The sequence below is a fragment of the Nocardia araoensis NBRC 100135 genome, from assembly GCF_000308435.1.
GTDB lineage: Bacteria > Actinomycetota > Actinomycetes > Mycobacteriales > Mycobacteriaceae > Nocardia > Nocardia araoensis.
Window position 1 is genome coordinate 25774 of sequence record NZ_BAFR01000141.1, and the last position, 23271, is coordinate 49044.

Below are 23271 nucleotides of genomic sequence, written 5' to 3' on the forward strand. Positions count from 1 at the left end.
TCGGGGGCGGTCAGTCCAGATCCGCAGGCGACGACAGTGTTCCGCGGACCGCCGTCGCGGCCGCTACGAGGGGAGAAACGAGGTGCGTACGGCCGCCTTTGCCCTGCCTGCCCTCGAAGTTGCGGTTGGAGGTGGACGCACAACGCTGGCCGGGTTCGAGCTGGTCTGGATTCATTCCCAGGCACATTGAGCAGCCCGCCTGCCGCCATTCGGCGCCCGCCGCGGTGAAAATCTCCCCGAGTCCTTCTTTTTCCGCCTGTGCGCGAACCCGCATCGAGCCCGGTACAACCAGCATTCGCACCCCGTCGGCGACATGGCGCCCCTTCAAAATCCCGGCCACCGCACGCAAATCTTCAATGCGTCCGTTGGTGCACGAGCCGACGAATACGGTGTCGATCGGCACTTGTCGAAGCGGAGTACCCGGCTCCAAGTCCATGTAACGCAGAGCTTTCTCCGCGGACTCCCTGGCCACCTCGTCGGCGATGGCGGCCGGATCGGGCACCGCCTCGCCCAGCGGGGCGCCCTGCCCCGGGTTGGTGCCCCAGGTGACGAACGGGGTCAGCTCGGAGGCGTCGATGTGCACCTCGGCGTCGAAAACAGCGCCCTCGTCGGTCTTCAGCGCCTCCCAGGCGGCCACCGCGGCGTCCCAGTCGGCCCCCTGCGGCGCGTGCGGCCGCCCTTTGAGGAATTCGTAGGTCGTCTCGTCCGGGGCGATCATGCCGGCCCGTGCGCCCGCTTCGATGGACATGTTGCAGATCGTCATTCGAGCCTCCATCGACATGGCCCGAATGGCCTCGCCGCGGTACTCCAGGACGTAGCCCTGGCCGCCGCCGGTGCCGATCTTCGCGATGACGGCCAGGATCAGGTCCTTGCTCGTCACGCCGGGGGGCAAGACGCCGTCCACCGTGATCGCCATCGTCTTGAACGGGCGCAGCGAGAGCGTCTGGGTGGCAAGCACATGTTCGACCTCGGAGGTGCCGATGCCCATCGCCAGCGCGCCGAACGCGCCGTGCGTCGAGGTGTGGCTGTCACCGCAGACCACGGTCATGCCCGGCTGGGTCAGGCCCAGCTGCGGCCCGACGACGTGCACGATGCCCTGATCCAGGTCGCCCATCGGGTGCAGCCGCACACCGAATTCCGCGCAGTTGCGCCGCAGCGTCTCCACCTGGGTGCGCGAAACGGGGTCGGCGATCGGCTTGTCGATATCGATCGTCGGGACGTTGTGATCCTCGGTCGCGATCGTGAGATCGGGCCGTCGCACCGGCCTGCCCGCGGCGCGCAACCCGTCGAAGGCCTGCGGGCTGGTCACCTCGTGGACGAGATGCAGGTCGATGTAGATCAGGTCCGGTTCGCGCGAGGCACCCTCGCCCTCCCCGCGAGCGACGACATGCTGGTCCCATACCTTCTCGGCCAGCGTGCGCGGTTCGGCCATTGTCGATCACCTTTCGGACGAAGCAGCCGTTCCGCGATCTGGACTCCGATGCGGCGACGGTTGCACAAGTTGGGATAGCTGCGCCTGGTCCGAACGTCGAGAGAGGGAATCCGCGAAGGTGGATTTCTCAACATCCGAGACGCTAGTATCGTTCTATGAGACAGCATAGCGGCATCGGCGTCCTCGACAAAGCAGTGGCGGTCCTGTACGCCGTAGCCGAGCATCCCTCGGGTCTCAACGAGCTGTGCGCGCGCACCGGTCTACCCCGCGCCACCGCACACCGTCTCGCCGTCGGCTTGGAAGTGCATCGCCTGCTCGCGCGCGACAGCAACGGCACCTGGCGGCCGGGCCCGGCCCTCGCCGAGCTCGCGACCAGCGCCAACGACCCACTGCTCGAGGCCGCGTCGGCCATTCTTCCCCGGTTGCGCGAGATCACCGGCGAGAGCGTTCAGCTGTACTGCCGCGACGGCAACGCCCGCGTCTGCGTCGCGGCGCTGGAACCTCCCGTCGGACTGCGCGACACCGTGCCGATCGGGGCGCGGCTGCCGCTCACCGCGGGTTCGGCGGCCAAAGTACTGCTGGCGTGGGCCGACCCGGAGCTGCAGCGGACCATCCTGGCCGACGCCGTGTTCGGCGAGCGCGCGCTGGCCGAGGTGCGCAAGCGCGGGTGGGCGCAGAGCGCGGCCGAGCGCGCCGCCGGCGTGGCCAGCGTCTCCGCGCCGGTGCGCGACGCCGGCGGCACTGTGGTCGCGGCCGTATCGGTGTCGGGACCGATCGATCGGATGGGCCGCAGGCCGGGCGCCCGGTGGGCGGCGGATCTGGTCGCGGCGGCCGAGGCCCTGCACAAGCGCCTGTAACCCGTTTCAGTCCGCACTCTCTACAGTTGGCCCATGGGAGTGAACCAACGGGCACAGATCGTGATGTCCGACACCGAGATCACCGAGTTCCTGGAGCGCAGCCGGATCGCGGCGCTGGCGACCATCGGCCCGAAGGGCACGCCGCACCTGACCGCGATGTGGTACGCGCTCATCGACGGCGAGATCTGGTTCGAGACCAAGGCCAAATCGCAGAAGGCGGTGAACCTGCGCCGCGACCCCCGGGTCACCTGCATGATCGAGGCGGGCGACACCTACGACCAGCTCAGGGGCGTGTCGATCGAGGGCCGCGCCGAGATCGTCGAGGACGCCGAGAAACTCTTCGCCGTCGGCGTGAGCGTGTGGGAGCGCTACACCGGCCCCTACAGCGAGGAATTGCGGCCGATGGTGGAGGCCATGCTGCACAAGCGGGTGGCCGTGCGTGTGGTGCCCGAGCGCACGCGCAGCTGGGATCACCGCAAACTCGGCCTTCCGGCGATGCCGCTCGGCGGCACCACGGCGCAGGCGCCGGCCTGACCCGAGCGCGATCGGATCGCGCGACGCGACCGAAATCCAACTGACACAACCACCCCGCACGGGTTAGCGTCGGGTGTTCGACAGCAATCGGCCGGGCAGCGCCGCCCGTGAGGACGCGCCGCGCGGCCGCGACGACGAGGAGCAGCGATGGCGGATTCGGGTAAGTCCAATGGCGCCGACGAGGTGAAGCGCAAGTTCCGGGAGGCACTGGAGCGCAAGAACCAGAACAACGCCCGCGCGGCCGACCACCTCGACGGACGGTCGAAGGCGTCCACGGCGCACGCCGCGGTCGGCCACAAGCGGGAATTCCGGCGCAAGAGCGGGTAGTCCGCGCAGTCGGCGAAGGCCCTCCAGCAAGATCGCTGGAGGGCCTTCGTTTTGCCGCTGTCACCCCCGACCAGAGCGGCCCGGCGGCTGTTTCGCGCCGTCGCCCGCGGATCGGCTGCGGAACTCGGTGGAACGCTCGAACCGCCCTGCCGCGGCGCGATCGGCTCGGGTCCGACCACGCCGCGGCGCTACCGCGACTCGTTCGGTATGGGATTCCCGGCTGTCTGGTCGGGTGATTCAGGTGTGCCTTCGCCATATGAGCTGAGGCGCCGCCTGATCAAAGTCCGGTGGTCGCCCCAGGCCGTGAAGAGGGCCACTCCAGCACGTCATGTGGAGACCACACAGTTCGCCCTGAGCGCCTCAGCGGCCTTCGCGGGGCCGGTCATCGATCCTCTCGGATGGTCGTGCACAGCGGTCCAGGCGCGTCTGCACGGGCACCCATGAGCCGGGCCGTCGGCGCTGCCTCGCCCGGACGAAGGCGCGGAGGCATGCCGCCCGCAAGCGACTCCGGCCGCTGCCACACGGCGGAGCGGTTCGTCGGCCGCTCTCTGCCGCGAATCAACCGGGAAACGAGTCCCGTATGGGTTCGCGCAGGGGTGTCCCCCGCCGAAGCACTGGTCGTCCGGCGTGGCCGGCGCACCCGGAACGAGTCCGAGGGTCCCCCGGGAAGGTTGGCGGGGCACGAGTCCGATTACTTGGCCGTGCCACGGAAGCGGAGTCGCAGGGACCAGTCGCCGGAACATGAGCTGCAGGGCAAGGACACCGGAAGGTGGCGGGGCAGGCACCGGGAGCTCGAAGGTGCGATACGACACAACCGTCAGTACAGCCTGATACCGAGGCTCAGCCGACACACTGACCGCCCCGGCAAGGCCCGCGGTCCACCGCTGACCACCCCACCGGACCACCACCGTCCAGGCGGGGCGAAGCCCTCCCCGGGGGTCCGGGGCGAAGCCCTCCGGGCGGGGGGTTGCACCCCCACAAAACACCGCAAAACGAGAAAGGCCCATGCTCGATGAGCATGGGCCTTCCACTCGTGTAGCCCCGACGGGATTCGAACCCGCGCTACCGCCTTGAGAGGGCGGCGTCCTAGGCCGCTAGACGACGGGGCCAGGACTGCTTCTCGCTTTCGCGAGGAGCGCCGTGGTTGATCTTTCGATCAGGAGGCTCGGCTAGCTTATCTGGCCGAGGCCCGGCGACCAAATCGCCAGGTGCTGAGTGCTTTCGGCCGCGAACCGAAGTCTTACAACACTCTCCGCTGGGGTACCAGGACTCGAACCTAGAATGGCTGAACCAGAATCAGCTGTGTTGCCAATTACACCATACCCCAATGACCAGGTCGTTCAGCCTCGCGTCTGGGTGACTCGAGACCGTGTTCCGGGCTGAGAAGAAGAGTACCAAACGGCTACGGGTTAACTACAAATCGCCTGGTCAAAGCCATATTTTCAGCCTTGGGAGCCGGTCTGGGCCGCCTTCCAGTCCAGCGCGGAGCGCATCCGATCCAGGGTGACCTCGCGGCCGAGCAGTGCCAAGGATTCGTACAGCGGCGGGCTGATATGCGATCCGGTGACCGCGACCCGCACCGGGGCGAAGGCTTTGCGCGGTTTCAGCCCGAGATCATCGATCAGTGCCTTTTTCAGCGCGGCCTCGATCGATTCCGTCGTCCACTCGGTCAACGGCTCCACCGCGGTAATAGCGGCCTGCAATACCTCGGCCGCGTCGGCACCGAGATTCTTGGCCCCCGCCGCGGGGTCGATCGCGAACTCCTCCGCGGGCGCGAACAAGAAACGCAGAAGGTCCCAGGCGTCGGACAACACGACAATCCTGGTCTGCACGAGTTCCGCCGCCGCGGCGAACACCTTCTCGTCGATTTCGGCGCCGATATGGCCGTGTCCGGTGAGATACTCCCGCAGTCGGTGGGCAAAATCACCCGGCGTCAGCAATCGGATGTGCTCGGCGTTGAGGGCGTCCGCCTTCTTCTGGTCGAATCGAGCCGGATTCGAATTTACTTTCGAAATGTCGAAGGCTTCGACCATCTCCGCCATGGAGAACACGTCGCGGTCCTCGGACAGGCCCCAGCCGAGTAGCGCGAGATAATTCAGCAAACCCTCGGGGATGAACCCGCGGTCGCGGTGGGCGAACAGATTCGACTCCGGATCACGCTTGGACAACTTCTTGTTGCCCTGACCCATGACGAACGGCAGGTGACCGAACTCGGGAGTGAAATCGGCGACCCCGATCCGGCGCAGCGCGCCGTACAGCGCGAGCTGGCGGGGGGTGGAGGAGAGCAGGTCCTCGCCGCGCAGCACGTGGGTGATCCGCATCAGCGCGTCGTCGACGGGGTTGACCAGCGTGTACAGCGGCTGGCCGTTGCCGCGGGTGAGCGCGAAGTCCGGGACGCTGCCCGCCTTGAAGGTGGTCTCCCCGCGCACCAGATCGTTCCAGGACAGGTCTTCCTCGGGCATCCGCAGCCGGACCACGGCGGGGCGGCCCTCGGCCCGGTACGCCTCGATCCGCTCCGGCGTCAGGTCGCGATCGTAGTTGTCGTAACCCAGCTTGGGATCGCGCCCCGCGGCACGATGGCGGGCCTCGACTTCCTCCGGAGTGGAGAACGATTCGTATGCCTCGCCAGCCTCCAGCAAACGCCGAACGACGTCCTGGTGCAAATCTTTTCGCTCCGACTGGCGATATGGTCCGTACGGCCCACCGACCTCCGGCCCCTCGTCCCAGGTGAGGCCGAGCCAGCGCAGCGCATCGATAATCGCCCGGTAGGATTCCTCGGAATCCCGTGCGGCATCAGTGTCTTCGATCCGAAAGACGAATACGCCACCGTGGTGGCGGGCGTAGGCCCAGTTGAACAGCGCCGTGCGGATCAGGCCGACGTGCGGTGTTCCGGTCGGTGACGGGCAGAATCGGACCCGTACTTCAGTCATGGCTCTCTTTCGATCAGCGTTTGGCGGCAACGGGATTGGTGAGGGTTCCGATGCCCTCGACGGTCACCGAGACCTGCTGGCCCTCGCGCATCGGGCCGACCCCCTCGGGGGTGCCGGTGAGGATGACGTCACCGGGCAGCAGCGTCATCACGGTGGTGATCCACTCGATGAGTTTCGGAATGTCGTGCAGCAGAAGCGAAGTGCGGCTGCGCTGGCGCACTTCGCCGTCGAGCTCGGTGACGATCTCCAGATCCGAAGGGTCCAAGGACGTTTCGATCCACGGACCGAGCGGGCAGAACGTGTCGTAGCCCTTGCCCCTGGTCCACTGGCCGTCGTGGCGCTGCTGGTCGCGTGCGGTCACGTCGTTGGCGGCGGTGTAACCGAGCACCACGTCCAGCGCGCGGGCGGCCGGCACGTCCTTGCAGGGGCGGCCGATGACGATCGCCAGCTCCCCTTCGTAGTCGACCTGAGCGGAACTGGGCGGCAGGATGATCGGGGCGTTCGGCCCCACGATCGCGGTGTTCGGCTTGAGGAAGATCACCGGGTCGGCGGGTGCGGGACCGCCCATCTCGGCGGCGTGGGCGGCGTAGTTCTTGCCGATGCAGACCACCTTGCTGGCCAGGATCGGCGCGAGCAGCCGCACGTCGGCCAGCGGCCAGCTCCGCCCGGTGAACGTCGGTGTGCCGAACGGGTGTTCCGCGATCTCCTTGGCCACGCTGTCGCTTCCGTCGCCTTCGATGCTGACGAAGGCGACTCCATCGGGACTGGCAACTCGACCTAGACGCATGCCCGGAGTCTATCGACCCGCCGCCACCTGCTCGAACGCGCCCGACCGGGTGGTACGGAATCCGCCGGGATCCGGCGGCGACGCGCGCTGTGAGCAGTCCGACAGCGGCGACCGTCGAATCGAGCCGCCGCCGGGTGTACCGTGAGCAACGAAGTTCACAAAGTGGGAATTTTATCCCAAATAATGAGATTTCGAGGTGAAGCCGATGGCGACCGTCACGCAGATCGACGAGGTTCGGCGCTGGTCCATGCTCGGTCTCGGCGTGTTCGCCCAGGCCTCGAGCGCGGTTTTCATCCACGGCGTCCCGTTCCTGCTACCCGCGCTGACCGACCGCGGCATGCCGCTGGCGACGGCAGGCCTGCTGGTGGCCATGCCCACGGTGGGACTGGTGTGCACCCTGATCGCGTGGGGATATCTGGTCGACCGGATCGGCGAACGCAAGGTGCTGGTCGGCGGTCCGCTACTGATGCTGGCGGCCGGCTGTGCCGCGGCGACCACGACGAACGACATCGCCCTTGGCGCACTGCTGTTCCTCGGCGGCGTCGGGGCGGCCAGCACCAACGGCGCGAGCGGCCGGGTGATCGTGGGCTGGTTCCCGCCGCAGCGGCGAGGGCTGGCGATGGGCATCAGGCAGACCGCGCAGCCGCTCGGCGTCGGCGTCGGCGCGCTGGCCATTCCGGCCGTGGCCGCCGCGCACGGTGTGCCCGCGGCCATTCTGGTTCCCGCGCTCATGGCGGGGGCGGCGGCCATGGGTTGCCTGGCGGGCATCGTCGACCCGCCGCGTCCCGACCGGTCCGCCGCCGATCCGGCGTTGCGCGCCAATCCCTATCGCGACAACGCCACGCTGTGGCGCATCCATCTGGTCTCGGTGCTGCTGGTCGTCCCGCAGGGCACCGTGTGGACGTTCGCGCTGCTGTGGCTGCACCGCGACGTCGGCTGGTCGCTGGCCGCAGCGGGTGCGCTGGTGACCGTCACGCAGATCCTCGGCGCGCTTGGCCGCATCGGCGCGGGCGCGTGGTCGGATCGCGTCGGCAGCCGGATGGGCCCGCTGCGTACGGTGGCCGTCGCCGCCGTACTGTCGATGGCCGCGCTGGCGCTGACCGCGTCGACCCACTGGTGGTGGGCCGCCATTCCATTGCTGATCGCCGCGTCCGTGATCACCGTCTCCGACAACGGCTTGGCCTTCACCGCGGTCGCCGAGATCGCGGGCCCGTACTGGAGCGGCCGGGGTCTCGGCATCCAGAACACCGGGCAGAACCTGGCCATGGCCGCGGTCCCGCCGGTGTTCGGCGCCCTGATCACCGCGAGCGGCTTCCCCGCGGCCTTCCTTCTGGCCGCGGTCTCGGCCGTCGCGGCGGTCCCGCTGGTTCCCCGCGATCCCGACTAGGTTCGCGCGTCGAACGATTGCGCTACCTGTCCGCCCGGCAACGCCGTAGACGTGACACGCGAAGGTGCCGTCGAACAGGTCCTCGCGGGTCGCGACGACTTCGGGAACGATGCCGATCTGTAGCGCGGCCAAAGGACGCATCATCCAGGACGAGCGCGATCAGGTGCCGGCCCGGACGCAGGAAGGTCCCGTTGCCGAGTGGCAGCGGGACCTTCCGGTGCGACGGAGTCAGAGGGTGGCCGCGATACGGTCGCCGATCTCCACGGTCGACGCCGCGCCGGAGCGCGACTCGAGATCCTTCGCGACCGCCGACTCGATGCGCGCGGCCGCCTCGGCATCGCCCAGGTGGTTGAGCAGCAGGGCGACCGAGAGGATCGCCGCGGTCGGGTCGGCCTTGGACTGGCCCGCGATGTCGGGGGCGCTGCCGTGCACCGGCTCGAACATGCTCGGGTTGGCGCCGGAGGCATCGATGTTGCCGCTGGCGGCGAGGCCGATGCCACCGCTCACGGCGGCGGCCAGGTCGGTGATGATGTCGCCGAAGAGGTTGTCGGTGACGATCACGTCGAAGCGGCCCGGGTCGTTGACCATGTGGATGGTCGCGGCGTCGATGTGCTGGTAAGCCGTTGTGACTTCGGGGAACTCGGTCGCGACCTCGTCCACCGTGCGCTGCCAGAGCGAGCCGGCGAAGGTGAGCACGTTGTTCTTGTGCACCAGCGTCAGGTGCTTGCGCCGGGCCTGCGCCTTGGCGAAGGCGTAGCGCACCACGCGCTCGATGCCGAAGCGGGTGTTGGTGCTGACCTCGGTGGCCACCTCGTGCGGGGTGCCGACGCGGATCGCGCCGCCGGTGCCGGTGTACGGGCCCTCGGTGCCCTCGCGCACGACGACGAAGTCGATGTCGGGGTTACCCGCCAGCGGGCTGGTGACGCCCGGGAACAGTTTGGACGGCCGCAGGTTCACGTGGTGGTCCAGTGCGAACCGGGTGCGCAGCAACAGGCCGCGTTCGAGCACACCGCTGGGTACCGACGGGTCGCCGATCGCGCCGAGCAGGATCGCGTCGTGCTGCTTCAACTCGGGCAGCACCGAATCCGGGAGGATCTCGCCGGTCGCGTGGTAACGGCGCGCACCGAGGTCGTACTCGGTCTTCTCGACGCCGGGCACGACCGCGTCGAGCACCTTCAGCGCCTCGGCGATGACCTCGGGCCCGATCCCGTCGCCCGGGATGACAGCAAGCTTCATGACAAATGCTCCGTTCGATATTGCCGGTCGCGCCCGCCGCAACGTGCGGCCCGGAGGCGACCGTCGGCGTGCGCACGACATTCCGGCCGGGTGACCGCAGCACCGTCACGGTACTCGGCGCGGCCGGATCGCCGAGCACCGGGCGCAGAGCGGCGCCGCGCACGAGTGCTTCGTGCGCGGCGCCGGTTCCGCGTTCACCGGGGTTCCGCGCCCCGGATCGGATCAGGACAGGTCGACCTGGACGACCTTGGCCGCGCCGACCGACTCGGCGATCGCAGCCTGCACGTCGGCGGGCACCTCGCGGGCCACGCGCAGCACCACGGTGGCGCCCTCCTTGTCGACGTCCTGGGTCAGCTGCGCGGCCAGGATGTCGACCTCGGCCTCGCCGAGCTTGGTGCCGATCCGGCCCAGCGCGCCCGGCCGGTCCTCGTAGTTGAGGATGGCCAGGTTGAGGCCCTCGGCGCGCATGTCGTAGTTGCGGCCGTTGATGTTGACGATCTTCTCCACCAGCTGCGGCTCGGTCAGCGTGCCCGCCACGTTCAGGGTGCTGCCATCGCCGAACACGGCGCGCAGGTCGACGACGCTGCGGTGGCTCGGGCTCTCCGTGGCGGTGGTGACCTCGGCGGTGATGCCCCGCTCCTTGGCCAGCGCGGGCGCGTTGACGAAGGTGACCTGGTCCTCGACCAGCGCCGAGAAGATACCGCGCAGCGCGGACAGTTCCAGCACGCCGACCTCCTGCGCCGCCAGCTCGCCGCGCACCTGCACCTCCACGCTGACCGGCAGCTCGTTGGACAGCGCGCCGAGCAGGGCGCCCTGCTTGCGGACGATGTCCAGCCAGGGGGCGACCTCTTCGCCGACGGCGCCACCGGTGACGTTCACCGCGCCCGGCACGAACTCACCGGCCAGCGCCAGCAGCACCGACTTGGCGACGTCGGTGCCCGCGCGGTCCTGGGCCTCGGCGGTGGAGGCGCCCAGGTGCGGGGTCACCACGACCTGCGGCAGGTCGAACAGCGGGCTGTCGGTGCACGGCTCGGTCTCGAACACGTCCAAGCCCGCGGCGCGCACGTGACCGGACTTGATGGCCTCGGCCAGGGCGGCCTCGTCGACCAAGCCACCGCGGGCGGCGTTGACGATGATCACGCCGGGCTTGGTCTTGGCGATGGCCTCCTTGCCGATGATGCCCTTGGTCTCCGGGGTCTTCGGCAGGTGGATCGAGATCAGATCGGCACGCTCGAGCAGTTCGTCCAGGCTGAGCAGTTCGATGCCCAGCTGCGCGGCGCGCGCGGGCGACACGTAGGGGTCGTAGGCGACGATCTTGGTCTCGAAGGCGGCCAGACGCGCGGCGAACAGCTGACCGATGCGGCCGAGGCCGACGACGCCGACGGTCTTGTCGAAGATCTCGACGCCGTTGAACTTGCTGCGCTGCCAAGTGTGTTCCCGGAGCGTGGCGTCCGCGGCGGGGATCTGACGGGCGGCCGCGAGCAGCAGGGTGACGGCGTGCTCGGCGGCGGTGTGGATGTTCGAGGTGGGCGCGTTCACGACCATGACGCCGCGCTCGGTGGCGGCGGGCACGTCGACGTTGTCCAGGCCGACGCCGGCGCGGGCGACGATCTTCAGGTTCTTTCCGGCTTCCAGGACTTCGGCGTCGACCGTGGTCGCCGACCGCACCAGCAGCGCGTCGGCCTCGGGCACGGCGGCCAGCAGGGCCGGGCGGTCGGGTCCGTCGACCCACCGGACCTCGACACCGTCACCGAGCGCGTCGACGGTCGACTGGGCGAGCTTGTCGGCGATCAGAACTACAGGACGGCCTGCTTGGCTCACGTGGAGTACTCCTGGGGATGTGGTCGGCAATTACCGCCGACCAGCTTAGTGCGCCCGATTTCCGTCTCGGCTACCACCTGGTAGGCGGCCGTCCTCAGTCCCGGCGCTGGTAAAAATATGCAGACCGGTCTACAGTCGGGCGCATGGGCGTCAAAGGCACCGAGACTCGCGGCAAACTCGTCGACGCGGCGCGCACGCTGGTGGAGCGGCACGGCTACTACGGTGCCGGGCTCAACCAGATCCTCGCGGCCAGCGGGGCGCCGCGCGGATCGCTGTACTTCCACTTCCCCGGCGGCAAGGACGAATTGGTCGCGGCGGCGATCGCCCAGGCGGGTAAGGAGATCACGACGCTGATCGACACGATCGAGCCGGGCGACGCCGCGGCGGCCGCGAGCAGGCTGCTCCGAGCGTTCGGCGACCGGCTGGAAGCATCCGGCTGGCAACAAGGCTGTCCGGTCGCCACCGTCGCCCTGGACGTCGCCGCGGGGAACGACCCGATCCAGACCGAGTGCGCCGCCGCGTACGCCGCATGGGAGCAGGCGCTGCGGATCCGGCTGCGAGCCGATGGCCGCGACGACGCGGACGATCTCGCGGCCGCGGTGCTCGCGATGGTCGAGGGCGCACTGTTGCTGGCGCGTGCGCAGCGCAGCCGTGAACCTTTGGAGCGGGTCGAACGCACGCTGCGCGCCATGATCTGAGCCCCGAATTCCGATCACGGAGCACTTTCACATGTCCACGAAATATGTAGACCGGTCTAGTAAGGAGATTTCCATGTCCGACAGCATCGTCTTCGGAGCCGCCGGGTTCCTCGGCCGCAACGCGGTCGCCCGCCTGCTCCAGCAAGGTCATTCCGTCGCCGCCGCGTTGCGGGCCGGCAGCGAGGAGCGGCTCACCAGTTGGTTGCGCAGGCAGAGCGTGGACGACAGTCGGCTGGAGATCGTGGCCTGCGACGTGACCGCGCCGGATCTCGGCTTGCCCGCCGAGTTCGATCCGTCCGGCGTTCGCGACGTGTACAACTGCGCGGCCCGCTTCGCTTTCGGGCTCGCCGCCGAGGACGCGTACGCGGTGAACGTCACCGGGGCGCTGCGAGTGCTGGAGTGGGCCGCCGCCCTCCCCGAGTTGCGACGCGTCGTGCACATCACCGGATATCGGATCACCGTCGAGGAATCCGAGGAGCAGCACTACGAGAACGGCGCGTACGGCGCGTCGAAGTTCGAATCGGATCCGCTGCTGCGCCGCCGGGCGGCCGAACTGGGCGTCGCGCTGACCGTCGCGAACCCGAGCAGCGTGATCGGCCCCGGCCAGTACATCGGGCTGGCGAGCGTGGTCGAGGACCTGTGGAACGGGCGGCTCCCGGCCCTCCCCGGCGGGCCCGAGACCTTCGTGCCGATCGTCGATCTGGACTACTTCACGGATTTCTTGATCAGCTTGCCAACGCTGCCCGATACCGCGGGCCGGTCCTACACGGTTCTCGATGATCGAACTCCGGTGCTGCCGAAGCTGATTCGGCTGCTGGCGGATCACCTCGGCGTCCGCGCGCCCCGGTTCTCCATTCCGGTCGGCGTGATCTCGAAGCTCCCGCCCGCGCTGACCGGCGCCGATCCGGAGACGCTGAGCTTCATCGCCGACGACCGCTACGACACGTCGGCGGCGCGGGAGGTGGCGCGCCGGGCCGGGCTCACCATGCCGCCGACGGAGGCGACCGTGCTGGGATGGGCGGACCATCTGGTGGCCAGCCGGTTCGGCGCGGTAGCCGATGACCCGACCGCCGGTTTCGTCGACGGCGTCTGGGTGAGCGGCGACCGTTTCCGCCCCGCTTACGTTCTGGTACACGGCCTTCCGCTGGACGGTGAATCCTGGAACGCGGTGCGCGCGGAACTGGACGGGCCCAGTTTGGTCGTGGACCTGCCCGGCCTCGGACGTTCGGCGCCGGGGGATCGCGACGCCGTACTGCCGAGATTGCTGGCTTCGGTGCGCACGCGCCCCGTGCTGGTCGGACACTCGCTCGGCTGCGGTCCGGTGCTGCGGTACGCGGCGGAGCATCCCGACCGGGTTTCGGGTGTGGTGCTGGTCGCCCCCGCCTTCTTGCAGCCGCGGTCGAGCCGGTTGCTGCGCTCGCCCCTCGCGACGGCGGCGATGCGCCGGATCTCGGCGGCGGAGCTGGCGAAACGGCTGGGCGTGCCCGAGAGTGACGCGATCGGCAGCGCGGCGGCGAACCTGCGCAGGCCCGGCGTCGCGGGCCGAACGGTCGCCGCGCTGCGCTGGGCGAGTGCTCCCGCGCGGCGCGAAGAGTTGCGGACTTTGCTCCACAGAGTTGCGGTGCCCGTCCGAGTCATCGCTGGTTCCGCCGACCCCGTCACCGTCTCGACCGCACGGGAGTGGGTTCCGATCGAGGGCGCGGGCCACTATCCGCAACTGACCCACCCGGCCCAGGTGGCGGCGGAACTCACCCGGATCTCCGCCGTCGCGGCGCAGGGCTGATCTCGCACTCCGACATCGCGGCGCAAGGCCGATCTCCAACTCCGGCGTCGGGGGCACGCGACCGCACACAGCGGCGGGCCCCCACACCACCAAGGTGCGGGGGCCCGCTCGGTCACGCCATCGGTCGGCGTGCGACCCGGTCGACCCTGCTCGACCGTTACGCCGGTCAGCGGCCGCCGAAGGAACCCGTCCACAAGGTGTCGACAAGACCGTGCAGCGCGGCGCCGAGGGTGTCGAAAAGACCGTTCAAAGCGGCGCTACCGGTGTCGATGATAACGGGGATCATGGAAATACCTCTTCCTCGAAACATTATCCAGTCGAACTGGCTGACACGGGGGTTGTCGGTGCCCGATCGGCGACAGTTACAGAATTCGACTGTTTGATGATATAGACCACATACCGAATATATTGTGACCGGCATCACCACACTCGCCCGCGACGAGCTGGGAATCTAGTCATTCGTCCAGGTCAGGCCGTCTGAATGACCCGCCGATTTCCCTACCGACAGAACGCGAAGGACGATATTCGCGATGAATTCAGACAAATCTCGCGCCACCAGGAAATCGGGCCGAACAGTGTAACTCGATCCACGACGGAGAAGCCTATTCGATAGGAACTCCAAATAACTTTCCGATACCCTTCGTGGCAGCTCCCGAAGTCCTCGCCACCACGTCGGCGCGCCTATTCGGCGGTGCGTATGGCGCCGCGGCGGCGGAACGTCAGGACGCCCCCACGGTGACCGATCGCACATCTTCGGCCGGCTTGGTAGCGGCGACGGCGCGGGAGAACGCACGCACCCGCGGGGTCTCGCGGTACCGGTGCCACACCAGCCCGAGGCGGGACTCGGCGATCCCGGTGACCGGCACGAAGCTCACCGGCCGTCTGCGGTGCGAATCCGCGGTGGGATGACACAGCAACATCGCTCCGCGGCCGGCCGCCACCGCGGCGAGACCTTCTTCCAACGTGCCGACCTCCGGCCCGCAGCACACCCTTCGCCCGCCCGGCGTGACGTCGAGCGCCTGGGCCCTGCGCCAGTACTCCGGCGCGGGCGCGCGCACTCCGATCAGCGCGAAGGCGGCGAGTTCCTCCACCGACAGTTCGGCCCGGCCCGCGAGCGGATGGGAACTGGCCAGCGCGAGTGTCTGCCGCTGTCCCGCGAACACCGAGCCGAGGACGAGATCACCCTCGCCCATCGGCAGCAGCACGACGGCGGCGTCGACCTCGTTGCGCCGCACCGCACCGAACGGATCGGCCAGCGGTATCTCGACCAGCTCGGCCGAGCAGTCCGGATGCCACTGCTGGAACAACTCGACCGCGGCCATCAGATGGTCGTTGCCCGCGCCTTGGAACCCGATGCGCAAGATCCCGTCCACCCCTCGGGCGGCGGCGCGAGCATCGTCGACCGTCGCGCGCAACGCGGCGTACGCGGGCCGCAGTTCGGCGAGGAAGGCCGCGCCGAGCGGAGTCAACCGGACGGTGCGGCTGGTCCGTTCCACCAGTTGCCCGCCGATGCGCCGCTCCAGGGAACGCAGCAGTTGGCTCACCCGGCTCTGTGACACATACAGCCGAGCGCCGGCCCGTCCGAAATGCAGTTCCTCCGCGAGCGCGAGGAACGCTTCCAATTCGCGGACCTCCAGCCCACCCATCAGCTTCCCTTCCACGGTCGATGAGTCCAGCTCATAGAACTATGAGACCTTCGCCGTTGTTTCCTCTTGCCCCGAGCCGTTGTCTGAAGACATGACACGAGTTGGAGAAGTCGTTGCGCCGCCGCCGGTTTCGGCGCTGCGCGGTTGGCTCGGCGTTGGCGCGGTGACAGCGGGCACGTTCACGGTGGTCACCGCCGAGATGTTGCCGGTCGGCCTGCTCACGCCGATCGGCTCGGCGCTGCGGGTGAGTGAAGGCCGCGCCGGTCTCGCGTTGACGGTGACGGGCCTGGTCGCCGCGCTGTCCGCGCCCTTGGTCACCGCGACGCTGCGCCGAGTCGAGCGCAAGGTGGTGCTGTGCGGATTGCTGGCGCTGCTCGCGCTGGGCAATCTCGGCGCGGCCGCCGCCCCCACCTTCGGCGTGCTCATCGGGGCGCGGGTGCTGGTCGGCGTCGGCATGGGCGGGGTGTGGGCGATCGCGGCGAGCCTGGCCGCGCGGCTGGTGCCCGCGCGATCGGTCACCGCCGCGACCTCGCTGGTCTTCTCCGGCGTCGCGGTCGCCTCGGTGCTCGGCATTCCCGCGGGAACATTTCTGGGCGCGTTCGCCGGGTGGCGGATCGCGTTCGTGGCCGCCGCCTGCCTCGCAGTCGTGGTGCTCGCGGCTCTGGCGGTCCTGCTGCCGCGTCTGCCCGCGACGGAAGCCTTGGCGCTGCGCGGTGTGTTGCGGCTGACGCGGCAGCCGGGCTTGCGGATCGCCCTGCTCGTTGTCGCGTTCCTGGTCACCGGCCACTTCGCCGCGTACACCTACGTGCGGCCCGTGCTCGAGGAAGCGACCGGGGTCGATGCGGAAACGATCGGCGCGCTGCTGCTGATCTATGGGATCGCGGGCGTGGCAGGCAATTTCGGCGCGGGAGCCGCGGCGGCGCGGACACCGCGCAAGACCCTGATCGCGATCGGCTCGGTTCTCGCCGCGGCCGCGATCGCCCTACCCGTGCTGGGCGTCTCGCTCCCGTGGGCCGTCGCGCTGATCATCGTGTGGGGTGTGTCCTACGGCGGCGTCTCGGTGAGCACGCAGAGCTGGGTCTTCGCCGCGTCTCCGCACGCGCAGGAAGGCGCGTCCGCCCTCTTCGCGGGTGTTTTCAACGCCGCCATCGCGCTGGGGTCGCTGAGCGGCGGCCTGGCGGCCGACGCACTGGGCGTGGCCGCCGCCACGTGGCTGGGCGGGGCGCTCGCGCTCATGGCCGTATTCGTCGCCGCGCTCGGGAGCGCGCGCCGACCCTGAACGACGAAAATGCAGCTGCGACAACCTTGCTCCGGCACCTACCATCGCGTCCATGTCTCTGCGCGCGATACCGGATTCGATGGACCCGGCGGTGGTCGGGTCCATCGATCGTGAGCTGGACCGGGTCGAGCTGGAGCACGGGGTGTCGATCCGGTTGGCGATCGAAAGCGGCAGCCGCGCCTGGGGATTCCCGTCTCCCGATTCGGATTACGACTGCCGGTTCGTCTATGTCGCCGCCCTGGAGACCTACCTGTCCCCGTGGCGCACCCGCGACGTGGTGGAGACGCCGCTCGCGGGCCTGCTCGACGTGAACGGCTGGGATCTGGCCAAGGCGCTGCGGTTGCTGGTGCAGGGCAACGCCGTGCTCATCGAATGGCTGATGTCGCCGATCGTGTACCGCGGCGACCCGCGATTCCGCGACCGATTGCGCGCACTGGCCGATGAGGTCGCCGACCGCGACCGGATCGCTCGCCACTATCTGCACCTGGGCGCCAGGCAGTGGGCGCTGTTCGAGCGCACGGGATCGCTGAAGAAGGTGTTCTACGCGCTGCGTCCGGCGATGGCGCTGCGCTGGCTGCGGGAGCATCCCGCGGCGGCGGTGGCGCCGATGCATCTGCCCACGCTGTTGCGGCAGTGCGAGCTGCCCGCGGAGCTGTCGGCGGCGGTGACCGAGCTGACCGATCTGAAATCGCGGACCCGCGAGCTGGGCAGCGGGTCGGCGCCCGCGCCGATCACCGCGTTCATCGCCGCCGAATTCGCGCGCGCCGAGGAGGCTTTCGTCAAATCTCGTGGACGTGACCTCACCCGGGCCAGGGCGATCACCGCGGAGTTCTTCCGCTCCGAGGCACTGGCGGGCTGACGCCTAGGAGGCGGCTTTCCGATCGTCCTCGGCGACAGCGTCCGCGTATGCCTGGGCGAGTCGCTGCGTGGCGGTCGGGCGGTCCGGATCCGGGCGCGGGATGCCGAGGTGGCCCTCGCGCAATTCGTCCATGAAATCCGCCCATAGCCGCGGACCGCCCGCCTCGAGCAATTCGGCGCGAACCCGGAGACGCTTGGTGGTCGGGCGGTGCCGCAGACCCCACGCGCCGAGCTGCGCCATGATCGGCACCAACTGGATGGCCGCTTCGGTGAGCCGGTATTCGGCCTTCTGGCCGGGCCTGGTGTCTGCGCGGCTGAGCAGTCCCGCCGCCACCAGGCGCTTGAGCCGGTCGGACAGGATGTTGGAGGCGATGCCCTCCTCCGATCCGGCGAGCAGCTCGCGGAAGTGGCGCCGGTCGCCGAACATCACGTCACGCAGCACCAGCAGCGTCCACCGATCGCCGATCACCTCGATCGTCGCGTTGATCGGGCATCCCGAACGTCCCTCCTCGCGCATGCGGCACTCCTGTCGGTCGTCGACTACTGCTTGCAATATACAACCAGTTGGACGTACGCTGCCTCACAACCGATTGCGAATTGCAATCACTTAGTGGAATGAGCGGATCATGCCCAAGCTGCGCGTACACAACCTGGCGATCTCCCTGGACGGCTACGTCGCCGGTCCGAACCAAGGGCCGGACAACCCGCTGGGCGAAGGCGGCACGCGTCTGCACGAGTGGGTCTTCGCGACCCCCTACGCCAACCCGGAGGCCACGAACGACCCGGGCGTCGACGACGAGTATCTGGCGGCGGGCGATCGCGGTATCGGCGCGACCATCATGGGTCGCAATATGTTCGGCCCGATTCGCGGCGCATGGCAGGACCACGAATGGAAGGGTTGGTGGGGCGACAACCCGCCGTACCACCACGACGTCTTCGTTCTGACGCACCACCCACGCCCGTCGTTCGGGATGGACGGCGGCACGACCTTCCACTTCGTGGACGAAACCCCCGAGGCGGTGCTGCGTCGCGCGTTCGATGCGGCCGACGGCCAGGACGTGCGCTTGGGCGGCGGCTGCGCCACGGTGCGCGGATTCCTGCGGGCCGGGCTGGTGGACGAGCTGCACTTGGCCGTCGTCCCGATCCTGCTCGGCGCGGGCGAGCGCCTCTACGACGATCTGGGCGCGCTGCCGGGCTACCAGGTCGCCTCGGTGACCCACTCCCCCGCGGTCACCCACGTCACCTTCACCCGCTCCGAGGCGTGAAGTCCTCCGGACAAGCGGAAAGGCCCCGCACCGTCCCGGTACGGGGCCTTTCGAAAGTCAAGTCGCGATCAGAGAACGCGGACGTCCTGGGCCTGCGGACCCTTCTGTCCCTGGCCGATCTCGAACTCCACGCGCTGCCCCTCATCGAGGGACCGGAAACCCGAGCCGCTCACAGCCGAGTAGTGCACGAAGACGTCGGGCCCCCCACCGTCTTGTGCGATGAAGCCGAAGCCCTTCTCGCTGTTGAACCACTTCACAATGCCTTGAGCCATTTCATACTTTCTGTAGACGAGCCAGGTGGTGTTATCGAGATGCCCTGGTCTCGTAGATCAACGATGCCATGATCCGACGAATTACTCACGTTTCCCGCCACCAACTGTGAGCTAACGCTCATGTGGGCGCTCGGCACCGTGGTGCGCGAGTACGCCCGCAACGCTCGCTCAGGGGCGGGCTGGTCTGTCACCTCCCACGTTCGGTCGGGTCCCGATCACGCGACATTGCCGGGCCCGCCCGTCGGGTACCCGTATTTTCGCCGGATAACGCCCGCCGCCCTCCTCGACGAGCTTGCCTCCACCGACTTGGGCGACCGCGCCGGTCAGCAGGAGGCGTCGTTGGCGGCACGGCTCTACACCGATACGGTTTTGCTACCAGTTAGCATGTGCCGCAACGTATTTCAGCGTACCACGCGCAGACTCCGGCTTCAGCCCAGGTCGTGGACCGTCGGGCGCACTGTTCATTTATTTCTGTTCACGACCGGAGGTAGCGCACCTGACCCGGTTTGGCCTCGTCGTAGGCGGCGCGGCCCAGCAGTTGCTCCGGCACGCCGACCTCCCACCAGGCGCCCGCGTCGGTCCACGTCGACGGCCGCGTCCGCACGACCAGCACGGCGGGCCGCCGCTCGGCCGTCGCCGTCGCCCGCGCCCGCGAGTACGCGTCGCGAAATTCGTTCAGGTCGGCGGCGGTGAAAGCGGCACACCCCAGCGCCGCGGCATGGGCAGCGAAATCGACGCGCGGCGGTTGTTCGCGCGTGGTGCGGCAATCGGCGTAGAAGTTGTTGAACGGTTCGCCACCCTGCCCTTCTTGCAGCCGCGCGATCACGGCATAGCCGTCGTTGTCGCAGACCACCGCGACGAACGGATGCCCGGCGAAGGCCGCCGAGAACAATTCCGAGTTCAGCATCAGATACGAGCCGTCGCCGAGCAGCGTGGTCACCAGGCCGTCGGTGCGCGCCATGGCCGCACCCCACGCGCCCGCCAGCTCGTAGCCCATGCAGGAGAAGCCGTACTCCACGTCCATGGTCGGCGCGCCGCCGGTCGCGCGCCAGCCGCCGACGAGTTCACCGGGCAGGCCGCCGGAGGCCGTCAGCACGTAGTCGTCCGGCCCGCTCTGGTCGTTCACGGCGCCCACGACTTGTGCGTAACTCGGTGTGCCCGGGGTCGGCGCACGTAGTTCGTCGATGTGCGCGTCCCAGGTGCCCCGCAACTCGGCGGCTCGCGCGGTCCACCCGGCGTCGACTCGCCACTCCCCCGTCTGCCCGGCCAGCTCGCACACGGTGGCCTCGGCGTCGCCGACCACCGCGAGGGCGCCGTGCTTGACGGCGTCGAAGCGCGCCACGTTGATCATGACCAGGCGGACGTCCGGGGCGAACACCGTCCAGGACGCGGTGGTGAAGTCCTGCAATCGGGTGCCGACCGCGAGGACCAGGTCGGCTTCGGCCGCCAACGTGTTCGCCGACGCCGAGCCGGTGATGCCGAGCGGTCCCGCGTACAGCGGATGCTCGTGCGGCACGAGGGTGCGGCCCGCGGTGGTCTCCACGATCGGAATGCCGTAGCGCTCCGCGAGTTCGAGCACGGTGCGGCCCGCGCCCGAATACCGGACGCCGCCGCCGAGGATCAGCAGCGGACGGCGCGCGGCGCGCAGTGCGGCGACGGCGGCGGCAAGTGCCCGGTGATCGGGACGAGGCCGTGTCACGCGGTGCACCACCGGCTCGAAAAGCGCGTCAGGGAAGTCGTAGGTCTCGGCTTGGACGTCCTGCGGCAGCGCCAGGACGACCGGACCCGCGTCGGCCGGATCCGTGAGCACCCTGGCCGCCTGCGGCAAAGTGGCGATCAGCTGTTCCGGGCGGGTGATGCGATCGAAATAGCGGCTCACCGCGCGGAACGCGTCGTTCACCGTGACGGTCGGGTCGCCGAAGTGCTCGACCTGCTGCAAGACCGGGTCCGGGGCGCGTCCGGTGAAGGTGTCGCCCGGTAGAAGCAGCAGCGGTAGGCGATTCGCGTGCGCGACGCCCGCCGCCGTCACCATGTTGAGCGCGCCCGGACCGATCGACGAGGTGGCGACACCGACCTGCCGCCGATGTGCGGCCTTGGCATAGCCGACAGCGGCCAGCGCCATCCCCTCTTCGGTGTGCCCGCGCCAGACGGGGAGTTCGGCGCGCCGCTCGTGCAGCGCTGTGCCGAGGCCGAGCACGTTGCCGTGGCCGAAGATCGCGAAGACGGCGGGGAACAACGGCGCATCGCGACCGTCGAGCGTCTCGGAGCGCTGGGCGATCAGCCAGGCCACCAGTGCCTGTGCCGTGGTCAGTCTCATCCGATCCGTCCTTCGTGGGAGGTGACCGGGCAGCGCGGATCGAGCGGCTCGGCGTCCCAGCGCCCCCGCACCCAGCTGTGCGCGGGGTCGTCGCAGAACGCCATCGACCGCTCGGGCGCCGGGCCGGCCAGCACGTTCAGGTAGTACATGGGATAGCCGGGCGCCGCGATGCACGGGCCGTGATAGCCGCGCGGGATCAGGAAGACGTCGCCGTCGCGGACCACGACGTTCTCGTCCACCGTGCCGTCGGCGGTGTACGTGCGGTGCAGGCCGAATCCCTCGCGGGACGGAGTGATCCCGTCGCGTCCGGCGATGCGGAAGTAGTAGATCTCCTCGTTGACGACCTCGCAGTCGCTCGCCTCGTCGTGCTTGTGCGGCGGATACGACGACCAGTTGCCGTCCGGCGTGATCAACTCACAGGCGTTGAGCTTGTCCGCGTGCTCCCACACGCCGGGCACGCCGAAGTTGGTGACCTGGCGCGTCGCGCTTCCCGCGCCGCGGACTTCGACCGGCACCTCCTCGGCGGGGCCGTATCTCGGCTCGAGCCGCTTCCCGCAGCGGGCCATCGGCAGTGCCACCTCGAGGTCGCCGCCCTCGGCCACGAGCTCCAGCTCGGCGTCGCGCGGGACGTAGGCGAAATCCGTCACGCGGGTGAAGACCGATTCCCGGCCGGCCAGCGCGAAGGTCGCGCCGTCCACGCGCACCGTGCACGCTCCTGACAGCGGCAGGACGAACGCCTCGAACTCACCCGTCCGCACGATCCGCGACTCCTCCGCGGCGATCCGCAGCACCCGCAGTCCGGCGTAGGTCCATCCGGCGTCGCCGGGAGTCAGCAGGATCGGGTCACCGTCATGGCGCAACGTTCCTTCCGGACGATGCAGTGTCATCGCACCTCCTCCGTACGCGGTCCGGAAGCACCGGCACCCCGGTCACTTCGCTCCTCATCGGGCTTCTTTCAGCAAGCGGGCGGCGGTTTCGACCGCCCGGGCGACGTCGCCGTCCGGCGGGTACAACAGGGTCCGGCCGACGACGAGACCGCGCACAACGTCGTGGCCGAGCGCCCCGCCCCACAGCGCGCGATCCACCGCCGGGTCCCCGGACGGCGCGCCGCCCAGCACGAGAACCGGCAGTGTGGTGGCGTCCAGCACCGAGATATCCTGCGGCGCGGGTATTTTCAGCCAGGTGTAGGCCGAGGTGACGCCGAGACCGGAGGCCACCGTGATCGCCCGCGACAGCGAGACCGCGTCCTTGCTCATCACCAGCGCACCGGAGCCGTCCCGGTGATACGGCAGCGGTTCGACCATCGCCATCAGCTCGTGCGCCGCGAGCTCCGAGACCGCCTGCGCGCAGGCTTGCAGCGTCGGCACGGTGCCCGCGTCGGAATCGACCAGACGCAGCAGCATCTTGCCGCCGTCGAGCCGGAAGCGCGCGAGGGAGTCCGCGTCGTACCCGGTGAACCGGTCGTCGATCTCCCACTCCGCGCCCGCGAGCCCGCCGCGGTTCATCGAGCCGATCACGACTTTGTCGTCCAGCGCGTCCAGCAGCAACAGTTCCTCGACCACGTCCGGCGAGCCGAGCACGCCGTCGACGTCCGGGTTGGCCAGCGCGATCAGCAACCGCTCCAGCAGCGTGCGCCGATCCGCCATGGCGGTGCGGTCCGCGCCGACGCCCAGCGCGCCGCGAGCCGGGTGATCCGCGGCGACGAGAAACAAGGTCTGCTTGCCCGCCAGCAGGTCGGCGCGGCGCACCCGTTCGGCGTAGGCCCGTGCGACCGCGGCGGGGTCCGTGGCCCGCACGTGCAGTAACTCACGCCAGCGTTCGCCGGTCACATGCATGACAGTT

Annotated in this window: 20 protein-coding genes and 2 tRNA genes; 9 read left to right on the forward strand and 13 right to left on the reverse strand. The window is 69.2% G+C overall.

The window, feature by feature from the left end:
• Positions 1–10: 10 nt before the first annotated feature.
• A complete protein-coding gene (leuC, locus tag ON21_RS19175) occupies positions 11–1432 on the reverse strand; it encodes a 3-isopropylmalate dehydratase large subunit (protein ID WP_039799599.1) in 1422 nt (473 codons plus the stop codon).
• A 155-nt stretch (positions 1433–1587) separates the two neighbouring features.
• Between leuC and ON21_RS19180 the strand changes: the two genes are divergently transcribed.
• From ON21_RS19180 to ON21_RS19190, 3 genes are all read left to right on the forward strand, one after another.
• Positions 1588–2289 carry an IclR family transcriptional regulator gene (locus ON21_RS19180; RefSeq protein WP_039799600.1) on the forward strand — a complete coding sequence of 234 codons (702 nt, stop codon included), beginning with the start codon at positions 1588–1590 and terminating at the stop codon, positions 2287–2289.
• A gap of 33 nt (positions 2290–2322) precedes the next feature.
• The gene (locus ON21_RS19185; protein WP_039799601.1) at positions 2323–2823 is read left to right on the forward strand and encodes a pyridoxamine 5'-phosphate oxidase family protein; all 501 of its coding nucleotides are present in this window, start codon (positions 2323–2325) and stop codon (positions 2821–2823) included.
• Between the two features lie 147 nt (positions 2824–2970).
• A complete protein-coding gene (locus ON21_RS19190; protein ID WP_039799602.1) occupies positions 2971–3150 on the forward strand; it encodes a DUF5302 domain-containing protein in 180 nt (59 codons plus the stop codon).
• A 1036-nt stretch (positions 3151–4186) separates the two neighbouring features.
• On the opposite strand, the gene ON21_RS19195 is transcribed toward ON21_RS19190, so the two are convergent.
• From ON21_RS19195 to ON21_RS19210, 4 genes are all read right to left on the reverse strand, one after another.
• A tRNA-Glu gene (locus ON21_RS19195) sits at positions 4187–4259 on the reverse strand.
• A 146-nt stretch (positions 4260–4405) separates the two neighbouring features.
• Positions 4406–4477 (reverse strand) — tRNA-Gln (locus ON21_RS19200).
• Between the two features lie 115 nt (positions 4478–4592).
• Entirely contained in the window at positions 4593–6080 is a 1488-nt protein-coding gene (gene gltX, locus ON21_RS19205) for a glutamate--tRNA ligase (protein WP_039799603.1), read from the reverse strand.
• Positions 6081–6093: 13 nt separating this feature from the next.
• Complete coding sequence (locus ON21_RS19210; RefSeq protein WP_039799604.1) at positions 6094–6867, reverse strand: fumarylacetoacetate hydrolase family protein; 774 nt, start codon at positions 6865–6867, stop codon at positions 6094–6096.
• Between the two features lie 205 nt (positions 6868–7072).
• On the opposite strand from ON21_RS19210, the gene ON21_RS19215 reads away from it, so the two are divergent.
• The gene (locus ON21_RS19215; protein ID WP_039799605.1) at positions 7073–8254 is read left to right on the forward strand and encodes an MFS transporter; all 1182 of its coding nucleotides are present in this window, start codon (positions 7073–7075) and stop codon (positions 8252–8254) included.
• Between the two features lie 228 nt (positions 8255–8482).
• On the opposite strand, the gene ON21_RS19220 is transcribed toward ON21_RS19215, so the two are convergent.
• Positions 8483–9490, reverse strand: coding sequence for a 3-isopropylmalate dehydrogenase (locus ON21_RS19220; protein ID WP_039799606.1), 1008 nt, complete (start codon positions 9488–9490; stop codon positions 8483–8485).
• A 222-nt stretch (positions 9491–9712) separates the two neighbouring features.
• Positions 9713–11311: a phosphoglycerate dehydrogenase gene (serA, locus tag ON21_RS19225; RefSeq protein WP_039799607.1), complete on the reverse strand. Its 1599-nt coding sequence runs from the start codon at positions 11309–11311 to the stop codon at positions 9713–9715.
• Positions 11312–11454: 143 nt separating this feature from the next.
• On the opposite strand from serA, the gene ON21_RS19230 reads away from it, so the two are divergent.
• Entirely contained in the window at positions 11455–12009 is a 555-nt protein-coding gene (locus ON21_RS19230) for a TetR/AcrR family transcriptional regulator (protein ID WP_039799608.1), read from the forward strand.
• Between the two features lie 73 nt (positions 12010–12082).
• The gene (locus ON21_RS19235) at positions 12083–13792 is read left to right on the forward strand and encodes an alpha/beta fold hydrolase (RefSeq protein ID WP_039799609.1); all 1710 of its coding nucleotides are present in this window, start codon (positions 12083–12085) and stop codon (positions 13790–13792) included.
• Between the two features lie 719 nt (positions 13793–14511).
• Here the strand turns inward: ON21_RS19235 and ON21_RS19240 are convergent.
• On the reverse strand, positions 14512–15453 hold the full coding sequence (locus ON21_RS19240; RefSeq protein WP_245562654.1) for a LysR family transcriptional regulator: 942 nt from the start codon (positions 15451–15453) through the stop codon (positions 14512–14514).
• Between the two features lie 76 nt (positions 15454–15529).
• On the opposite strand from ON21_RS19240, the gene ON21_RS19245 reads away from it, so the two are divergent.
• Entirely contained in the window at positions 15530–16717 is a 1188-nt protein-coding gene (locus ON21_RS19245; RefSeq protein WP_039799610.1) for an MFS transporter, read from the forward strand.
• 52 nt (positions 16718–16769) lie between these two features.
• A complete protein-coding gene (locus ON21_RS19250) occupies positions 16770–17576 on the forward strand; it encodes a nucleotidyltransferase domain-containing protein (protein ID WP_051020989.1) in 807 nt (268 codons plus the stop codon).
• A gap of 3 nt (positions 17577–17579) precedes the next feature.
• Here ON21_RS19250 and ON21_RS19255 read toward each other — a convergent pair whose 3' ends face one another.
• A complete protein-coding gene (locus tag ON21_RS19255) occupies positions 17580–18092 on the reverse strand; it encodes a winged helix-turn-helix transcriptional regulator (RefSeq protein WP_039799611.1) in 513 nt (170 codons plus the stop codon).
• 109 nt (positions 18093–18201) lie between these two features.
• Here ON21_RS19255 and ON21_RS19260 point away from each other — a divergent pair, with 109 nt between their 5' ends.
• Positions 18202–18840: a dihydrofolate reductase family protein gene (locus tag ON21_RS19260; RefSeq protein WP_039799612.1), complete on the forward strand. Its 639-nt coding sequence runs from the start codon at positions 18202–18204 to the stop codon at positions 18838–18840.
• A 68-nt stretch (positions 18841–18908) separates the two neighbouring features.
• Here the strand turns inward: ON21_RS19260 and ON21_RS19265 are convergent, their stop codons facing one another.
• The 4 genes from ON21_RS19265 to ON21_RS19280 all read right to left on the reverse strand — a co-directional run bounded on the left by ON21_RS19265 (position 18909) and on the right by ON21_RS19280 (position 23264).
• The gene (locus tag ON21_RS19265; protein ID WP_014987157.1) at positions 18909–19112 is read right to left on the reverse strand and encodes a cold-shock protein; all 204 of its coding nucleotides are present in this window, start codon (positions 19110–19112) and stop codon (positions 18909–18911) included.
• 475 nt (positions 19113–19587) lie between these two features.
• Complete coding sequence (gene iolD / locus ON21_RS19270; RefSeq protein WP_174372186.1) at positions 19588–21429, reverse strand: 3D-(3,5/4)-trihydroxycyclohexane-1,2-dione acylhydrolase (decyclizing); 1842 nt, start codon at positions 21427–21429, stop codon at positions 19588–19590.
• Positions 21426–22316, reverse strand: a complete 891-nt coding sequence (gene iolB / locus ON21_RS19275; RefSeq protein WP_039799614.1) for a 5-deoxy-glucuronate isomerase — start codon at positions 22314–22316, stop codon at positions 21426–21428. The genes iolD and iolB overlap by 4 nt, the downstream gene beginning before the upstream one ends.
• A 54-nt stretch (positions 22317–22370) precedes the next feature.
• The gene (locus tag ON21_RS19280) at positions 22371–23264 is read right to left on the reverse strand and encodes a Cgl0159 family (beta/alpha)8-fold protein (protein WP_039799616.1); all 894 of its coding nucleotides are present in this window, start codon (positions 23262–23264) and stop codon (positions 22371–22373) included.
• Positions 23265–23271: the final 7 nt, after the last annotated feature.

Coding starts and splice junctions, on each gene's coding strand:
- leuC (WP_039799599.1), bottom strand. CDS start 1,432: ATGGCCGAACCGCGCACGCTGGCCGAGAAGGTATGGGACCAGCATGTC.
- ON21_RS19180 (WP_039799600.1), top strand. CDS start 1,588: ATGAGACAGCATAGCGGCATCGGCGTCCTCGACAAAGCAGTGGCGGTC.
- ON21_RS19185 (WP_039799601.1), top strand. CDS start 2,323: ATGGGAGTGAACCAACGGGCACAGATCGTGATGTCCGACACCGAGATC.
- ON21_RS19190 (WP_039799602.1), top strand. CDS start 2,971: ATGGCGGATTCGGGTAAGTCCAATGGCGCCGACGAGGTGAAGCGCAAG.
- gltX (WP_039799603.1), bottom strand. CDS start 6,080: ATGACTGAAGTACGGGTCCGATTCTGCCCGTCACCGACCGGAACACCG.
- ON21_RS19210 (WP_039799604.1), bottom strand. CDS start 6,867: ATGCGTCTAGGTCGAGTTGCCAGTCCCGATGGAGTCGCCTTCGTCAGC.
- ON21_RS19215 (WP_039799605.1), top strand. CDS start 7,073: ATGGCGACCGTCACGCAGATCGACGAGGTTCGGCGCTGGTCCATGCTC.
- ON21_RS19220 (WP_039799606.1), bottom strand. CDS start 9,490: ATGAAGCTTGCTGTCATCCCGGGCGACGGGATCGGGCCCGAGGTCATC.
- ON21_RS19230 (WP_039799608.1), top strand. CDS start 11,455: ATGGGCGTCAAAGGCACCGAGACTCGCGGCAAACTCGTCGACGCGGCG.
- ON21_RS19235 (WP_039799609.1), top strand. CDS start 12,083: ATGTCCGACAGCATCGTCTTCGGAGCCGCCGGGTTCCTCGGCCGCAAC.
- ON21_RS19245 (WP_039799610.1), top strand. CDS start 15,530: ATGACACGAGTTGGAGAAGTCGTTGCGCCGCCGCCGGTTTCGGCGCTG.
- ON21_RS19250 (WP_051020989.1), top strand. CDS start 16,770: ATGTCTCTGCGCGCGATACCGGATTCGATGGACCCGGCGGTGGTCGGG.
- ON21_RS19255 (WP_039799611.1), bottom strand. CDS start 18,092: ATGCGCGAGGAGGGACGTTCGGGATGCCCGATCAACGCGACGATCGAG.
- ON21_RS19260 (WP_039799612.1), top strand. CDS start 18,202: ATGCCCAAGCTGCGCGTACACAACCTGGCGATCTCCCTGGACGGCTAC.
- ON21_RS19265 (WP_014987157.1), bottom strand. CDS start 19,112: ATGGCTCAAGGCATTGTGAAGTGGTTCAACAGCGAGAAGGGCTTCGGC.
- iolD (WP_174372186.1), bottom strand. CDS start 21,429: ATGAGACTGACCACGGCACAGGCACTGGTGGCCTGGCTGATCGCCCAG.
- iolB (WP_039799614.1), bottom strand. CDS start 22,316: ATGACACTGCATCGTCCGGAAGGAACGTTGCGCCATGACGGTGACCCG.
- ON21_RS19280 (WP_039799616.1), bottom strand. CDS start 23,264: ATGCATGTGACCGGCGAACGCTGGCGTGAGTTACTGCACGTGCGGGCC.